Source organism: Streptomyces sp. XY431 (genome assembly GCF_001279805.1).
Classification (GTDB): Bacteria; Actinomycetota; Actinomycetes; order Streptomycetales; family Streptomycetaceae; genus Kitasatospora; species Kitasatospora purpeofusca.
Genome location: NZ_LGDO01000219.1, coordinates 1 through 15816, shown reverse-complemented (window position 1 = coordinate 15816; position 15816 = coordinate 1). Strand labels below are relative to the sequence as shown.

Here is a 15816-nt window from a genome sequence, read left to right as displayed (position 1 = left end):
ACCGGCCGACCGGCCGCCCGGCTGGGGGGCTGACCGGCTGGGTGGCCGGACGGCGGGCTACTCGGCGGCGGCCTGGTCGACCAGCGGCAGGATCCGGTAGGGCACCGGGTTCTCCAGCGCGATCGCGGTGGAGGAGCGGACGATCCCGTCGAAGCCCACCACCCGGTCGATCACCCGCTGCAGATCGGCGTTCGACCGGGCCACGATCCGCACCATCATGTCGCCGTGCCCGGTGATGGTGTGCAGCTCCAGCACCTCCGGCACCGCCGCCAGGTGCGCGCGCACGTCCGCGCCCTGGCCCTGGGAGATCTCCAGGGTCGCGAAGGCCGTCACCGGGTAGCCGAGCGCCGCCGGGTCCACCTCCGGGCCGAAGCCGCCGATCACCCCGCGCGCCTGGAGCCGGTCCAGCCGGGCCTGCACCGTGCCGCGGGCCACCTGGAGCCGTCGTGAGCACTCCAGGACGCCGATCCGGGGCTCCTCGGCGAGCAGCCGGATCAGCCGGCCGTCCAGGGCGTCGATGGCGTCGTTGGTGCTCCCCGGGGCCACCCCGGCTCCGGCCGCGGCCGCGGTCCCGGCCCCGGTCCCGGCAGTGGCCGGGGTGGTGCCGGAATGCCCTTGTCCGGTGGGCGAGTTGGGCGATCCGGGCGCGCCCGTCGGGCTGGGGGCGTGGGCGGGGGGCATCGCGGGCTCCGTCCTCGGGTGGGCATTGTGTACAGCGGTGCGGCCGATTCTCCCGCCCCGGAGCACAGCTTGACCAGGAGGAAACGGAACAGTTGCGCGGATGTCGCCCCGGCGCCACCCTCCAGCCACGACCCCGCGCGCCGGCCCCCACCGGTCCGCGAGCGGAACCGTGGTCCCGTACCCCCACCGGGAGGGCTGACATGACCGACACCGCCGCCGAACCCGTGCTGCTCACCGCCGCCGGGCCGGACGAGCCCGGCCTCCTCCCGATGGGCCGCGCCGACGCGGTGGTGTTCGCGGTCGGCGACGCCGAGCGGGCGGCCCACCGGTACGCGGTCGCGCTCGGCCTGCGCTGCACCGCGTACGCCGGGCCCGAGACCGGCGAACCCGAGATCGTCTCCTATGTGCTGCAGGCGCCCGGCACCCGCTTCGTGCTGACCTCGCTGGTCCAGGTGATCGGCCCGCGCGGCCGGGAACTGGCCGGCCGGCTGGCCCGGCACGGTGACGGCGTGATCGACCTCGCGGTGGCCGTGCCGGACGTCTGTTACGCCTACGACTACGCCGTCGACCGGGGCGCGGCCTCGCTCGCCGAGCCGTACGAGGTGCGGGACGCGTACGGCACGGTGGTGCTCGCCGCGATCGGGGTGCCCGGCGGGACCAGGCACACCCTGGTCGACCGGTCCCGCTACCGGGGGCCCTATCTGCCGGGCTACGTGCCCTTCGAGCGGTGGTGACGGAGCGCCGGGGGCGCGGCCCCGGCCCGCTCAGCGGGTGACGGTGTCGACCACCGGCGGGTGCCCGTTCCAGTAGACGAACACCGAGTTGGCCTGGTTGTCCTTGGTGAAGTCCACCCGGATCCACTGCGGGCCGTCCCAGACCTGCATCTGCCAGCCCGGGTCCGGGGCGGCCGTGACCAGCGAGGCCCGGTCGGACCGGAGGTCCAGGGCGACCTTGCCGCCCGGGACGAGATAGCTGCGGACGGAGGACGTCGTGCTCGTGGCCGGCGCCGGGCGGTGCGACACGGCGGCGGCGGTCGAGGGGGCCGCGGGTGGCGCGGCGGCGGCCGGGGAACCGGACCTGGACGGGGCGGCCGACGCCGGGGCGGTGGACGGCGGCGCGGCCGGATCCGGCCGGCCGGCCGACTGCGTGGGTTCCGCCGACGGAGTCGGCGTGGGTCTCGCGCCACCGGCCGAGGCCGGTGAGGGCAGCGGCAGCGCGGTGGGCTGTTCGAACGCGGCCCCGGTCAGCACCGTGTGCACGCCGAACCAGGACAGCGCCACCGCCGCCCCGGTGGCCGCCGCCCAGGCGCCGAGCTGTACCAGTCCGTTCCGCATAGTGCGCACATCCTGCCCCATCACCGCTCCCAGCAGGTGGGCACCCCCGCACTTCCACAGGGGACTTGCACAAACCCGTGACGTTCCGGGCGAACCCTTCCCGAAGGTTCACGGAGCGCTGCCCGGGGCGACCCCGAGGTACAGACCATTCGGGGCCGATGCCGTACCGTGCAGCCCCATGGCAACAGTGCTCGTGGTCGAGGACGACCCCTTCGTGCGATCCGCCCTCATCCGCCACCTGTCCGACACCGGCCACGCGGTCCGCAGCGTGGGCACAGCCCTGGAGGCGCTGCGCGAGGTCGCCCAGGTCGGCTGCGACCTGGTGATCCTGGACCTCGGACTGCCGGATCTGGACGGCAGCGAGGCGCTCAAGATGATCCGCGGTCTGACCAACGTCCCGGTGATCATCTCCACCGCCCGCGACGACGAGGCCGAGATCGTCCGGCTGCTCAACGACGGCGCGGACGACTACCTGGTGAAACCGTTCTCCGGGGAGCACCTCAGCGCCCGGATGGCCGCCGTGCTGCGCCGGCTCGGCGGCGGGGCGGCACCGGTCAGCCAGGTGCTCAGGGTCGGCGGGCTGGCGATCGACCTCCAGCGCCGGGAGGCCGCACTGGACGGGCGGGCACTGGACCTGACCCGGCGTGAGTTCGACCTGCTGGCCTTCCTCGCCGCCCGCCCGGGCGTGGTGGTGCCCCGCAAGGAGATCCTGGCCGAGGTGTGGCGGCAGACCTACGGCGGTGACCAGACGATCGACGTGCACCTGTCCTGGTTGCGCCGCAAGCTCGGGGAGACGGCGTCCAGCCCGCGCTATCTGCACACCGTGCGCGGGGTCGGGGTCCGGCTGGAGGCGTCCGGGCATCCCGCCGGGCCCGGGCCCGTCCCGGTGGAGCGCCGGACATGAGGCGGTTGCGGCACTCGCTGCGCTGGGCCCTGATCAAGGCCGCCGTGGCCGGTACCACGATGGTCGCGCTGGCCTTCCTCATCCCGCTCGGCCTGATGGTCCAGCAGACCGCCCGCGACCGGGCGTTCACGGCCGCGGAGCGGCAGGCGGCAGCGCTCGGCCCGGCCCTGGCCATCACCACCGACCAGGACGCCATCGCCCGGGCGGTGGCCTCGACGGACGCCGGTGCGCAGGGGCGGATGGCGGTGCACCTGCCGCCGGCCGAGGCGGCCGGGGCCGGTGCGGGGGCGCTGCCGGGACCGGGCGGCGCCGCGGGCGGGGTGGCCTCGGCACCCGGCGGGACGGCCTCCGGCGGGACGGCCCCGGCGGGGAAGGTCTCGGACGGGACGGCGGCGGCCGGCGGCGCGGGGCCGGCCGCCGGCGCGACCATCGGTGAAGTCCGCGCACTGGCGGCCGACGTGGCCAGCGCCGGGGGCCAGGGACGCTCGTTCACCGTCGAGGTCCCGGGCGGCTACGCGCTGCTCCAGCCGGTCGCGGTGGACACCGTCCGGACCGCCGTGGTCGAGGTGTTCGTGGCCGACGGGGACCTCACCCGGGGCGTCGCCACCGCCTGGCAGGTGCTCTCCGGGGTCGCGCTCGGCCTGGTCGCCGTCTCGGTGCTGGTCGCCGACCGGATGGGCGCCCGGATCGTCGGCTCGGCCCGCCGGCTCGCCGCCGCGGCCCGTTCGCTCGGCGCGGGCGACCTCGCGGTCCGGGTGCCGGTGGACGGCAAGCAGGCCGCCGGCAGCCCCGAGGAGCTGCGGGAGGCCGCCCACGCGTTCAACGCCATGGCCGACCGGGTGGTCCAGCTGCTGGCCGCCGAGCGGGAGTTGGCCGCCGACCTGTCGCACCGGCTGCGCACCCCGCTGACCGTGCTGCGGCTCAACGCGGCCTCGCTGGGCGAGGGCGACGCGGCCGACGCCACCCGGCACGCGGTGGCGCAGCTGGAGCGCGAGGTCGACCAGATCATCCGCTCGGCCCGCCGTGCACCCGAGGACGCGCCCGCCGTCACGGTCGGCTGCGACGCGGCCGAGGTGATCCGTGAGCGGGTCGGCTTCTGGTCGGCGCTCGCCGAGGACGAGGGCCGCCGCTGGCAGCTGGCCGGCGCGGACCGGGAGACACCGGTCCCGGTCCAGCGCGGGGACCTGGCCGCCGCCGTGGACGCGCTGCTCGGCAATGTCTTCCGGCACACGGGCGTCGGCACCGCCTTCTCGGTGGACGTGCTGGCCACCGGGAGTTCGGTGATCGTGCTGGTCGGCGACGCGGGCCCGGGCTTCACCGATCCGGAGGCGGCCCTGAAGCGGGGCGAGGGCCACGGCGGCGAGGGCTCGACCGGGCTCGGGCTGGACATCGTCCGCAAGTTCGCCGAGGCCACCGGCGGGGATCTCGCGCTCGGCCGGTCGGCGGTGCTGGGCGGGGCCGAGATCCGGCTGCGGCTGCGGTCCAGGCCGGACGGCATCCTCCCGCCCCGGACCGGTCGGCGCCGTGGCCGGGGATCGCTGTTCGCGCGCTGAGCAGGGGTGCCGTGGAGCGGTTGAAGAAAGGTTTCGGCGCCGGCCCGGGCCGGGGGCTGGACGCGGACCTCTTTCTTAAGCGCGCCGTAAGGGAGTTCTACCCCTGGCTCAGCAGACGGATTCCGGCCATTCGGTCCCGCTAGCGTCGTCCGGGTCGGCCGCGCCGGTCACCCCCCGACCGCGCATCTGCCAGCCCCGGAGGTACGCCCCATGACGACCCAGCAGCCCCCTCGCCGCCCCGGCGGCCGCCGTCGGCGCAGCCGCAGGGGCACGGTGCTCGGCGCCTCGGCGGTCGCCGCCGCCCTGGTCGCCGGCGGTGTCGTCGTCCTGGCCTCCTCGGCCAGTGCCGCCCCGCTCGGCGCCGTCTACACCCGCACCAGCGGCTGGGACTCCGGCTACACCGGCCAGTACCTGGTCACCAACCCGGCGGACCACGCGATCGAGGACTGGACGCTCACCTTCGACCTGCCCGCCGGCGCGAAGATCGACTCGCTCTGGAACGCCACCTTCACCGCCGAGGGCGGGCACATCACCGTGCGGCCCGAGTCGTGGAGCAAGCGGCTGGAGCCCGGGCGGAGCGTCGTGGTCGGCTACGTCGCCCAGGGCACCGGCGCGGCCCAGGCCGAGCCGGGCAACTGCCTGATCAACAAGACCTCCTGCAAGGCCGGGGACGGCACCGTGCCCACTCCGTCCGGCCGCCCGACCGGCAGCGCGTCGGCCTCGGCGTCCGCCTCGCCCTCCGCCTCCGTCCCGGCGACCGCGACGGCCTCCGCCTCGGCCACCGCCACCGGGACCGGGACCGCCCGGCCCACCACCGGGGCGCCGAGCCCGACCGGCACCGCGACCGCCCGGCCGACCACTCCGACCCCGACGGCCAGCACGACCGCCACCGTCGCGCCCACCACCCCGGTGCCCACCACCCCGGCGCCCACCGCCACCGCGACCGGCACCCCTGCCCCGGCGGGCGGCGGCCGCTTCGCGCCCTACGTCGACACCTCGCTCTACCCGCCGTACGACCTGGTCGCCACCGCCAAGGCCACCGGGGTCAAGGACTTCACCCTGGCCTTCGTCGTCTCCGGCGGCGGCTGCACCCCGAAGTGGGGCGGTGTGACCGAGCTCGCCGACGATGCGGTGGCGGCCCGGATCGGCGCCCTGCGGGCGATCGGCGGCGACGTCCGGGTCTCCTTCGGCGGCGCCAACGGCAGCGAGCTCGCCCTCGCCTGCTCCTCCGTCGCCGACCTGACCGCCGTCTACCAGCGGACCGTCGACGCCTTCGGCCTCACCCGGCTCGACTTCGACGTCGAGGGCGGCGCGATCGCCAACACCGCGGCCAACACCCGGCGCGCCCAGGCCGTCGCCCAGCTGCAGAAGAACGCCGCCGCCAAGGGCAAGGCCCTGGACGTCTCCTTCACCCTCCCCGCGCTCCCCTCCGGGCTGACCCAGGAAGGCGTCGACCTGGTCGCCGACGCCAAGAACAACGGTGTGACGATCGGGGCGGTCAACATCATGGCGATGGACTACGGCGACGGGGTCGCCCCCGACCCGCAGGGCCGGATGGGCAGCTACGCCATCGCCGCGGCCACCGCCACCCAGGCGCAGGTGAAGAGCGTGCTCGGCCTGGACGACGCGGCCGCCTGGCGCCGGGTCGCGGTCACCCCGATGATCGGCGTCAACGACGTGGCCAGTGAGGTCTTCACCGTCGCCGACGCCAAGCAGCTCGCCGAGTTCGCCAGGAGCAAGCACCTGGCCTGGCTGGCGATGTGGTCCGGCACCCGCGACAAGGCCTGCGAGGGCGGCGCCAAGGCGTACGCGGACGCGAGCTGCAGCTCGATCGTCCAGCAGCCGCTGGACTTCACCCGGGCCCTGGGCGCCTACACCGGCTGACCGGCCCGCCGGGCCGTGACGGGCCACCGCCGACCGGCCCGCCGCGTCCGTGACGAGCCACCGCCGACCTCGCGCGGCACCCTGCGGATCCGTCCGCCGCACCGACTCCGGCCGTCCGTGCCCCGACCGCAACGGGGCACGGCCGGCCGGCTCCAATTCCCCATTCATCACTCTCCGTGACGATGCTCGACCCGACCCGTCCGCCGGGCATCCGGTATCGTCGCTGGTTGGCCGATCGGCGGACGGAGCGAGAAGTGACAGCGGTGCAAGACGAGCGCGGCGCGGTGGACACCCCACCCGACCTGACGCCCGCCCCCCTGTCGGACCGGCTGCGCTCGGCCCTCGGCGCGCCCGTCCGCGCCCTGCGCGAGGCCCCGCGCCGCCCGCTGCTGATCGTGTCCTTGCTCGCGCTGGTCTCCCTGCTCGGCTACGCGGTGGTGCGGCACTTCGCGCACACCTCGATGGTCGACATGATCGTCTACCGGGCCGAGGGCGCCGCCGTCGTCAACGGCGGGGACCTCTACGGCCTGCGCGTCACCCAGTGGAACCTGCCCGCCACCTACCCGCCGTTCGCCGCGATGCTGTTCGTGCCGACGACCTGGTTCCCGGTGCCGTTCCTGCGGGTCGCGATCACGCTCTGCAACCTCGGGCTGCTCGCGCTGTTCGCCCACCTGTCGTTCAAGCTGGTCGGCTGGCCGCGCCGGGACCTCCGCGCGATCGGCGTGATCCTGGTCACCGGCGCCGGCGTCTGGCTGGAACCCGTCTACACCACGCTGCGCTACGGCCAGATCAACCTCGCCCTGGCCTGCCTCATCCTCTGGGACCTCACCCGGCCCGACGGGAAGCGCAGCAAGGGCGTCGCGATCGGCATCGCCGCCGGCATCAAGCTCACCCCCGGCCTGTTCGCGGTCTACCTGCTGCTCACCGGCCGGATCCGGGCCGCGTTCGTGGCCGGCGCGACCTTCCTCGGCACCTTCCTGCTCGGCGCGCTCGTCCTGCCCGACGCCACCTGGGGCTTCTGGACCAAGTACCTCTACGACTCCTCGCGGGTCGGCAAGACCGAGGTCGTCGACAACCAGGCACTAAGCGGCGCCGTCGCCCGGTTGCTGCACACCCCCGCACCGGGCCTCACCGGCACTCTGGTGGCCGTCGCCGTCGCGGTGGCCGGCCTCGGCGTCGCCACCTGGGCCGCCCGCAGCTCGCGCTGGCTGGCGCGCTCCGAGGCGTGGGGCGTCTGCTGCGCCGCCGTCACCGCCGTCCTGATCTCGCCGATCAGCTGGACCCACCACTGGGTCTGGTGCGTGCCCGTGCTGGTGCTGCTCGGCTGCGAGGCCGCGGTCGAACGGGCCCGCCCGGCCGCCGTCCGCAAGCTGCGCTGGCGGCTCGCCTTCGGGGCCACGCTGATCGCCTTCCTGTCGTTCGCGATGTGGCTCGCCAAGCCCAAGGGCGCGCTGGTGCTGGAGCTGTCGCCGCTGCACCAGATCCCGACCTCGGTCTACCCGCTCGTCGGGATCTGCTTCCTGCTGGCCGCCGCGCTACGCGTACGGGCCCGGCGCCTGGCGGCCGGGGCGGCACCGACCGCGCTGCCCGGTCAGCGCGACGGCGGTTCGTCGGAGTCCGCGCGCGAGCGTCAGCAGGCCCCCGCGGCCCGCTGACTCGGCCCGGTTGCCGGGGAGGGCCGGACGGGCGCCGGTGAGGCACCGCCGGTCCGGCCGATCCGTGCGGTGGACCGGGACGCGACGCCTCACGCGAGCAGCTCGGCCAGCGAGCCGTCCATGTCCAGCGCGGCCATCTCGCTGCCCGGCGGCACCAGCCGGTGCGCCCGCTCCAGCCAGGCGGCCACCACCGGCAGCGGCGCCTCCAGCAGCGCGTCCCCGGCCGGGGAGCTCAGCGCCAGGCAGAGCACGCTGCGCCGTCCCGACCGGGTCGGCCAGATCCGCACGTCGCCCTGGCCGCAGGGCCGGAAGGTGCCCTCCACCAGCAGCTCGCGGGCGAACACCCAGGTCACCGGCGAGCCGGTGTCCAGGTGGAAGGTGATGTGCACGGCGTACGGGTCGTGGCTGCCGTAGGACAGCCGGGCGGGGACGGGGACGCTGTGCTCGGGGGAGAGCACCAGGTTGAGCTCCAGCTCGTGCTCGACCACGCTCGTCGGGCGCTCCATGATCGGGTTCCTCTCTGCCTGCGGTTCGTGCCCGGTGTCGGGCCCTGTCACCTGGGAGAGCGCGGCCCGGGAGCGCTCTTACACGGGTTTCCGGAATTTCTTCGGCCCGGGATTCCCGGCGGACGTCCGGGCGGGCGGGTGCGGGGGCGGACGTCTGGGCGGACGCCTGGGGCGGGACTCCTCGGGGGACTCCGCGGCGGGTCCGTTGCCGGGGGTACACGGAGTGGTGAACGGGGCAGGGCGGGCGCGTGGTCGGGCATGTGCGCCGTCTTCCTTACCGTGGGCGGCCCCGGGCTGTCCCCCGAATGGGCAACTTCGCACCGCGCCCCCGCCGAGGTACTACGCTTTGTGACTGCCCGGCGACTGTCCGCCTCCTCGGCGGCACCCCCTCGCGCGCGCCGACGGCGGAGCCATCCGGGTCGCCCGTGCCACCGTCGCGCACCCCGCTCGCCGGGCGAGCCGCATCGGCCCTGCCAGGAAAGAGACCCCCATGACGGACCGGCCCCACGCCGGCGGCAGCACGGAGACGGCCGTCGGCCCCGCGCCGGGCTACTACCCCGACCCGTCCGTTCCCGGTTTCGTCCGCTACTGGGGCGGCTCGGCCTGGGTGCCCGGCACCAGCAGGGCCGCCCCGGCCGAGGGCGAGGTGCTGGAACCGCCCCGGTACGCGACCCGCCGCCCCGCCGCCGCGGGCGCCGGCGCCGGGGCCGGGGCCCGGTACGTGCCGCCGCCGGTGGCCGCCGAGCCGGTGCCGGTGTCCGTGTCGATGCCGGTGTCCGTACCGGTGCCGGAACCGGCGTCCGGCGGGGACACCGGGCCGGTGTACCTGGACCGGACGGCGGGCGGGGCGTCGTTCACCTTCGCGGCCCCGGGCAACGGCCCGGTGTTCCGCCGCGGCGGGGAGCCGGTGGTGGTCGACGGGCCCGCGGGACCGGCGCCCGACCCCGTACCGGAGGCGCCGGCCCAGCCGGCACCGGAGCCGGCCGGCTGGCAGGTGGACCCCCGGGCGCAGCGGGGCCTGATGGAGACGGGGAGCGCGCCGCGGTGGGTGTCCTGGGGGGTCCTCCCCGGCGCGGAGGAGCCGTCCGGCGCGGTGGCTGCCGAGGCGCCCGCCGCGGTCGAGGTGCCCGTACCGGCCTCCGAACCGGCTTCCGTGCCCCCCTCGGGGCCGGCGTCGCCCGTCACCCCCGGCCCGGCCGAGCGGCGTTCCGTCCCGGCGGCGAGGGTCGCGGCCCCGGTGCACTCCGACGTCGTGGAGTCCCCGGTGCGGCCGGAGCCGGAGGAGGAGGGGGCGGTGGATGTGGTGGAGGCCGTCGAGCCGCCCCCGGCCGCCGCCGTTCCCGCCCGCCGTCCCGTCCCCGCCGCTCCCGCTGTCACCGCCGCTCCTGCCGTCACCGCCGCTGCCACGGCGCCTGCCCGGGCGTCGTCCGCCGCCCCCCGCCGCCGCACCGGGGCGGCACCGGCGCCCCGCCCCGCCGGCCTCGGCCGTCGGCTCGTCGCCCGGCTGGTCGACACCGCCGTCCTGGCCGTGGTCGCCGTCGCCGCCGGAGTCCCGCTCGGCCGCTCCGTCGAGGCCCACCTCCAGCGCAAGCTCGACCAGGCCCGGATGGCCAGCAGTCTCACCCGCCGTCAGGTGGACGTCTGGCTGGTGGACGGCACGGTGCTCGGCAAGGTCGCCGTTCTGCTCGGCATCCTGCTCTTCGTCGGCCTGCTCTTCGAGGCCCTGCCGACCGCCCGCACCGGCCAGACCTTCGGCAAGCGGCTCGCCCGGATCCGGGTGGTCGCCACGGCCCGGGCGGGCTCGGCCGCCGTCCCGGACCGTCCCGGGCTCGGCCGTTCCCTGGTCCGCTGGCTGGTCGGGCAGGCGTCGGCGCTGCTGGTGGTCGGCCTGCTCTGGCCGCTGTTCGACCGCCCGGCCCGGCGCGGCTGGCACGACCGGGCGGCCCGCACCCGGGTCGTCCGGCTCTGATCCCTGCCCTGGCGGTGGCCTCGGCCGACAAAACGGACTGAATATCCCGAATCAACAGAATGCGTGATGTTCTACTCGGGGAATGAGTACCTACGACCCCTCAGGCCCCGAGCCGGAGGGGGGCGGCAAGCCCTCCTTCGGCAAGCAGCCCCCGCAGCAGGGCGGCGGCACGCCGGAAGGTGCGCCGTCGGACCCGTACGGCACCCCGCCACCCCCCGGTGGCCCCGGAGCCGGCGGCCCCGGCGCGTACGGCGGCACCTACGGCGGAGCCCCCGGCGGCCAGGGCCCCTACGGCCAGTCGCCCTACGACCAGCCGCCGCCCGGGCAGGGCCCCGCCGGATACGGCACGCCCGGCGGCGGCCCCGTCCCCGGGATGCCCCCGCTCGGCACCTGGCCCAACCGGATCGTCGCCCGGCTGATCGACTACGTGCTGGTCCAGGCCGTCGCCGTGATCCTGATCCTGCCCTTCGCCAGCCTCACCGACCGCTCCGGTTCGGCCGGCTCGTTCTGGCTCGCCTGCGGGCTCTACCTCGTCTACGACGGAGTGATGCTCGGCCGGGACGGCCAGACCCTCGGCAAGAAGGCCATGAAGGTCCGGGTCGCCATGCTGGTCGACGGCAACACCCCTACCCAGTCGGCCGCCTGGACCAGGGCGGCGGTCTTCATCCTGCCCGCCGTGCTCTGCTGCGCCGTCCTCTGGTGGCTGATCGACGGCCTGTTCGGCGTGTTCGACAAGCCGTACCGGCAGTGCATCCACGACAAGGCCGCGCGGACCGTGGTGGTCTCCACGACCTGAACCGGCCCGAGGTGTCTGAACCGGCCCGAGCGGCCTGTTACTCGTGCCCGCCGACCGGCGTGCGGTGCTCCGCGCGCCGGTCGGCCGCGTGCGGGGCCGGCGCCGCGAGCACCGTCACCAGGGTGCCCAGCGCGAGCGCGAAGAGCACCACCACGGCGACCCCCAGGACGCCCGAGACACCGGTGGCGGCCAGCAGGGCGACCGTGGCGGCGACCACGGTGAAGACACCGAGCGCGAACTGCGCGGTGGTCGGGCGGTGCGACATGGCGGAGTCCTTCGCGCGTCGGGGGGAACGAGCGGGCCGTTGCCGGGGCGGACGCCGGCCGCCCCGTGAGCGTTCCGGCGGTCGTCCGCGGCATTCCGTCCAGGCTAGCCCGGCGCGCCCGGGGCACGGGGGGCGCACGGGCTCACGGAACCGCCCCCGAGCCCGTCCGCCCCGCTCGGTACCGTGGGCCCGACCGCACCACCGCACCACGCACCAGGGGGAACCGCCGTGCCCATCCCCGCCGACTGGCCCACCACCGAGGCCGAGGCGCTCGCCGAACAGGAACGCCTGCGCCCGCTCGTCCGGCCGACCGGGGCGCTTGCCACCGCCCCGGCTTCCTCCGTTCTGGCCTCCTCCGTTCCGGTCGGTGACGACCGGCTGATCGCCGGCGTCGACGTCGCCTACGACGACGAACGGGACCTCGTCGTCGCGGCCGCCGTGGTGCTCGACCGCGCCACCCTCGCCGTCGTCGACGAAGCCACCGCCACCGGACGCATCGCCTTCCCCTACATCCCCGGCCTGCTCGCCTTCCGCGAGATCCCCGCCGTCCTCGACGCCCTCGACGCCCTCACCCACCGCCCCGGCACCGTCGTCTGCGACGGCTACGGCCTCGCCCACCCCCGCCGCCTCGGCCTCGCCAGCCACCTCGGCGTCCTCACCGGCCTGCGCACCCTCGGCGTCGCCAAGACCCCGTTCACCTTCGACCACCGGCCCCCCGGCCCCGACCGCGGCGACCGGACTCCGCTCACCGACCCGGCCACCGGAGAAGAGGTCGGCAGCGCCGTCCGCACCCGGGCCGGCGTCAAACCCGTCTTCGTCTCCGTCGGACACCGCATCGGCCTCACCGAAGCCGTCGGGACCACCCTCGCCCTCACCCCCCACTACCGCCTCCCCGAAACCACCCGGCACGCCGACTCGCTCTGCCGCCGCGCCCTCGCCGCCCTCACTGCCGCCGACGCCACCGGCGCGACCTCGGACGTGAACTGACGGCACGCCAGGGGCCCGGATCGTGTGTTAGACATGACCGGATCACCAGAACCGTGAACGACACACCGGCCGGACGCACGGGGGAGGCGCCGCAGTGGCAACGGGGAACGGAACGGGGAACGGAACAGGATCGACCGGGGGAGCCGGACGCGGCTACCGCGTCGAGGTCGAACAACTGCGCGCCTTCGCCGCCCAAGTGCGGCTGCTCCTCGCCGAGTTCCAGCACCACGCGGACGGCACCGCCACCCACGGCCGCAGCGGCATCGGCCCCAAGGCCCTCGGAACCTTCGCCGAGGCCACCGACCTGCACGGCCGCTACCAGACCATGCGCGACGGCCTGCGCGACGTCCTCGACCAGCTCCAGGAAGCCGTCGACGAGGCCCAGAAGAAGGCCGAACTCACCGCGACCAACTACGAGGAACAGGAACACCGCACCAGGACCAAGCTGAAACTCGGCGACGACGGCTGGTCGGTCGCCAACCCCTCCGCCACCAGCGCCGCCGCCTACGCCCGGACCACCGCCCCGGCCCGGCACGACGACGGGAAGGGCGTCCGATGAAGTACACCGACTTCCGGCAGTTCAGCCACGCCGAACTCCGCGCCATGGTCCAGGCCCTCAACCCCGGCGAGGTGATGGCCGCCGCCGACCCCTGGCGCCGCGCCGCCGACACCCTCAAGGCCATCCGCACGACCCTCACCCGCGCCAGCACCGAGGCCGCCACCACCTGGGAAGGCAGCACCAGCGACGCCTTCCACGCCCGCATGCTCCACCTCGCCACCACCATCAACACCGCCGCCTCCTACGCCAACGACGCGGCCATCACCCTCAAGGCGGTCTCCGAGGCCATCGCCGAGGCCAAACGCAACATGCCCGAGGAACCCAGCGGCTGGGCTCAGTTCAAGGACGGCGTCGGCGACACCTTCTCCTCCCTCTTCGGCGCCGACGACGAGGACGCCCGCACCGACCTCGCCAACCAGAAGAAGGCCGAAGCCGCCACCGTCCTCCAAACCCTCGCCATGCACTACCGCACCGCCGCCCCCATGCTGAAGCCACCCCCACCCCCGCCGAAGCCGGGAAATAAGGACGGTTACACGGATCTGCCGGAGGATGACGGCGCCGGAGCGAGTGGATACGCGGCTGTCGGTGGTTTCCTCGGCGGTGTCGGGGCAGGCCACCCCGGGGCGGGCACGGTGCCTGTCTCCCGGCCACGGGAGACGGGGGTAGCGGATCCTTGGACCGGCGGTACCGGACGTTCGACCTCCCAGGCGGCGAGTCCGTCGTACTCGACACCACCACCCGCCCCCTCCGACCCTGGTGTCAAGGGTGGGGTTGCCATGCCGCCGCCCAAGTCTGCACCGGTGAGTTTCGGTGCCGGAACGGTCGTGGACGGCACCGAGCCTGGTTCCTCCCCGGCGTCCGGTAGGAAGTCGCCGGACCCCAGCAGCACGTCTCTGCTCGGTACGCCGGGGGCTGGCGGCAATCAAGCTCTGCCAAGCAGTTCGGCGGCCCAGTCCGTCGCGTCGCAGGGGCCTGGAGGCACCTCTCCCCATCCGACCGGGACAGCGCAGCCCTTTACTCCTGTTGGCAAGCAAGGGCCCGGCTCGGGGGCCCGACGCGAAACGTCGGGACCCGAGGCCCCGCGTGCCGGCAAGGAGGGGACATCGGGCCGAAACCCCGCTGGTCGCAGCAGTGCGGCCTTTGGCGCGGAGGGTATGTCTGGTGCGAGCGGCGGCGGGACAACCGGCGCCGGTTCTACCCGGGGGAGAGGCACTGCCGGAGGTGCAGCCGGGCGCGCCGGAGGCACGATCGTCGGTGCAGGTGACCGGCCCGGGAAGGGCGGCGGAGGAAAGCAAGCCTTCACCGAAGGTGGCTCGGGGTTGGGAGCGCGGGGGCGGATCCAGCCGGAGACCGGTGGCAGGAGTCCTTCGATGCAGATGCCTTTGATGCCCCTCGGCAGCTCTGACAGAGGAAGAAAGGACGAGGAGAAGAAGCGGCGACGTCCCGACTACCTGGTCGAGGACGAGGAGACCTGGGCATCTGACGAGCCCGCAAATCCGAACGTGGTGGAATGACGGCAGGCCTTCGGGCCCAGGCGAATCGATCGGGTGCCCAGCGGGTCGTTCGGATCCGGGGCAGCCTCTGCGCTGAGTGGGGTGGCAGGGCTTGAGTGGCTGGCGTCTTGGTCGCGGGACAGCCGTGTTGGCGGGGGTGGTGCTGGCGGTCGCCGGCGCTGGGGTGTCCCGCGCCGACAGCGTGAGGGATTCTCAGTGGCCGCTTGCTACGTACCGGGCCGAGTCCGCTGTCTGGCCGGTCTCGCAGGGGGACGGTGTCACGGTTGCGGTCATCGACAGCGGAGTACTGAAGGACCATCGAGACCTGACGGGACAGGTGCTGGCAGGTAAGGACTTCACCGGGGCGAACACCGACGGCACCGTGGACACCAATGGCCACGGAACCGGTATGGCCAGCCTCATCGCCGGCCATGGCCACGGCGATGGGGCCGGCATCATGGGTCTGGCTCCCAAGGCCAAGATTCTTCCGGTTCGGATCCCGCTGGAGGGGGAGTCGCTCTCGCCGCAGTCGGAGCTCGCTATGGCGATCCGTTATGCAGCCGACCACGGTGCGGGCGTCATCAATATGTCCATCGGTGGACTCTCCCGGACCGATCCCGAGGAACGCGCGGCGGTCAAGTACGCGGTCGACAAGGACGTCGTCCTGGTGGCAAGTACAGGGAATGAGACGAGTTCTGTCCTTTACCCGGCAGCCTTCCCCGGGGTGGTCGCGGTAGGGGCCGTCGACCAGACCGGCCAGCTCTGGGGCAAGTCCAACGTCGGCCCCGAGACCACCCTGGTGGCTCCTGGCGCGGAGATCCCCCGGGCTGGTGCCAAGTCGACGAGTGCGCAGGGCATCGGTAACGGGACCTCCGACGCCACCGCCTACGTCTCCGCCACCGCCGCCCTGATCCGCGCGAAGTACCCGTCGCTCTCCGCCGGGCAGGTCATCAATCGGATGATCAAGTCCGCCTCGGCACCCGGCGACGGGTCGGCGGTGCCCAGCAACCGGTACGGGTACGGGGTGTTGGCGCCGGGGAAGGCGTTGGAGGTGAATCCGGCGGTGGACGGGGGGTCGCGGGAGAATCCGCTGGTGGGGCGGGTGGAGTCGCAGGGGAGTGTGCCGCCGCCGCCGTCGGAGGAGGCGTGGGAGTCGCCGGAGGCCGTGGCGCCGGTGGCGGACGGGGGGAACCGCGGGGTGCGGTGGGTGCTGGTGGGGGCGGCGGGGGG

At 74.7% G+C, this 15816-nt stretch carries 15 protein-coding genes; 11 read left to right on the top strand and 4 right to left on the bottom strand.

Annotated features, from left to right (window positions below; all coding sequences use genetic code 11):
• Positions 1–57: 57 nt before the first annotated feature.
• Entirely contained in the window at positions 58–546 is a 489-nt protein-coding gene (locus tag ADK60_RS20820) for an Lrp/AsnC family transcriptional regulator (RefSeq protein WP_053648031.1), read from the bottom strand.
• A gap of 335 nt (positions 547–881) precedes the next feature.
• Between ADK60_RS20820 and ADK60_RS20815 the strand changes: the two genes are divergently transcribed.
• A complete protein-coding gene (locus tag ADK60_RS20815; protein WP_052708877.1) occupies positions 882–1415 on the top strand; it encodes a VOC family protein in 534 nt (177 codons plus the stop codon).
• A 30-nt stretch (positions 1416–1445) separates the two neighbouring features.
• Here the strand turns inward: ADK60_RS20815 and ADK60_RS44955 are convergent, their stop codons facing one another.
• Positions 1446–2015 (bottom strand): hypothetical protein, encoded by a 570-nt coding sequence (locus ADK60_RS44955; RefSeq protein ID WP_052708876.1) that lies wholly within the window; start codon positions 2013–2015, stop codon positions 1446–1448.
• 178 nt (positions 2016–2193) lie between these two features.
• On the opposite strand from ADK60_RS44955, the gene ADK60_RS20805 reads away from it, so the two are divergent.
• From ADK60_RS20805 to ADK60_RS20790, 4 genes are all read left to right on the top strand, one after another.
• A complete protein-coding gene (locus tag ADK60_RS20805) occupies positions 2194–2919 on the top strand; it encodes a response regulator transcription factor (protein ID WP_078880030.1) in 726 nt (241 codons plus the stop codon).
• Positions 2916–4472, top strand: a complete 1557-nt coding sequence (locus ADK60_RS20800) for a HAMP domain-containing sensor histidine kinase (RefSeq protein WP_234371192.1) — start codon at positions 2916–2918, stop codon at positions 4470–4472. The genes ADK60_RS20805 and ADK60_RS20800 overlap by 4 nt, the downstream gene beginning before the upstream one ends.
• Before the next feature lie 210 nt (positions 4473–4682).
• Positions 4683–6356: a glycoside hydrolase family 18 protein gene (locus ADK60_RS20795; RefSeq protein ID WP_053648029.1), complete on the top strand. Its 1674-nt coding sequence runs from the start codon at positions 4683–4685 to the stop codon at positions 6354–6356.
• A gap of 254 nt (positions 6357–6610) precedes the next feature.
• Positions 6611–8011: a glycosyltransferase 87 family protein gene (locus tag ADK60_RS20790; RefSeq protein ID WP_052708874.1), complete on the top strand. Its 1401-nt coding sequence runs from the start codon at positions 6611–6613 to the stop codon at positions 8009–8011.
• Between the two features lie 89 nt (positions 8012–8100).
• Here ADK60_RS20790 and ADK60_RS20785 read toward each other — a convergent pair whose 3' ends face one another.
• Positions 8101–8517, bottom strand: a complete 417-nt coding sequence (locus ADK60_RS20785) for an SsgA family sporulation/cell division regulator (protein WP_045938677.1) — start codon at positions 8515–8517, stop codon at positions 8101–8103.
• A gap of 490 nt (positions 8518–9007) precedes the next feature.
• On the opposite strand from ADK60_RS20785, the gene ADK60_RS20780 reads away from it, so the two are divergent.
• Positions 9008–10486 (top strand): RDD family protein, encoded by a 1479-nt coding sequence (locus ADK60_RS20780; protein ID WP_053648027.1) that lies wholly within the window; start codon positions 9008–9010, stop codon positions 10484–10486.
• An 82-nt stretch (positions 10487–10568) separates the two neighbouring features.
• Entirely contained in the window at positions 10569–11282 is a 714-nt protein-coding gene (locus tag ADK60_RS20775) for an RDD family protein (protein ID WP_045938675.1), read from the top strand.
• 37 nt (positions 11283–11319) lie between these two features.
• On the opposite strand, the gene ADK60_RS20770 is transcribed toward ADK60_RS20775, so the two are convergent.
• Complete coding sequence (locus tag ADK60_RS20770) at positions 11320–11547, bottom strand: hypothetical protein (protein WP_037779993.1); 228 nt, start codon at positions 11545–11547, stop codon at positions 11320–11322.
• A 228-nt stretch (positions 11548–11775) separates the two neighbouring features.
• Here ADK60_RS20770 and ADK60_RS20765 point away from each other — a divergent pair, with 228 nt between their 5' ends.
• The 4 genes from ADK60_RS20765 to ADK60_RS20750 form a co-directional block, all read left to right on the top strand.
• Positions 11776–12534: an endonuclease V gene (locus ADK60_RS20765; RefSeq protein ID WP_053648025.1), complete on the top strand. Its 759-nt coding sequence runs from the start codon at positions 11776–11778 to the stop codon at positions 12532–12534.
• Between the two features lie 94 nt (positions 12535–12628).
• The gene (locus tag ADK60_RS20760) at positions 12629–13093 is read left to right on the top strand and encodes a DUF2563 family protein (protein WP_159400520.1); all 465 of its coding nucleotides are present in this window, start codon (positions 12629–12631) and stop codon (positions 13091–13093) included.
• Complete coding sequence (locus tag ADK60_RS20755; RefSeq protein ID WP_053648021.1) at positions 13090–14607, top strand: WXG100 family type VII secretion target; 1518 nt, start codon at positions 13090–13092, stop codon at positions 14605–14607. Before ADK60_RS20760 ends, ADK60_RS20755 begins: the two co-directional genes overlap by 4 nt.
• A 136-nt stretch (positions 14608–14743) precedes the next feature.
• Positions 14744–15816 (top strand): S8 family serine peptidase (locus ADK60_RS20750; protein ID WP_159400519.1); only part of this gene is annotated, 1073 nt, incomplete at its 3' end.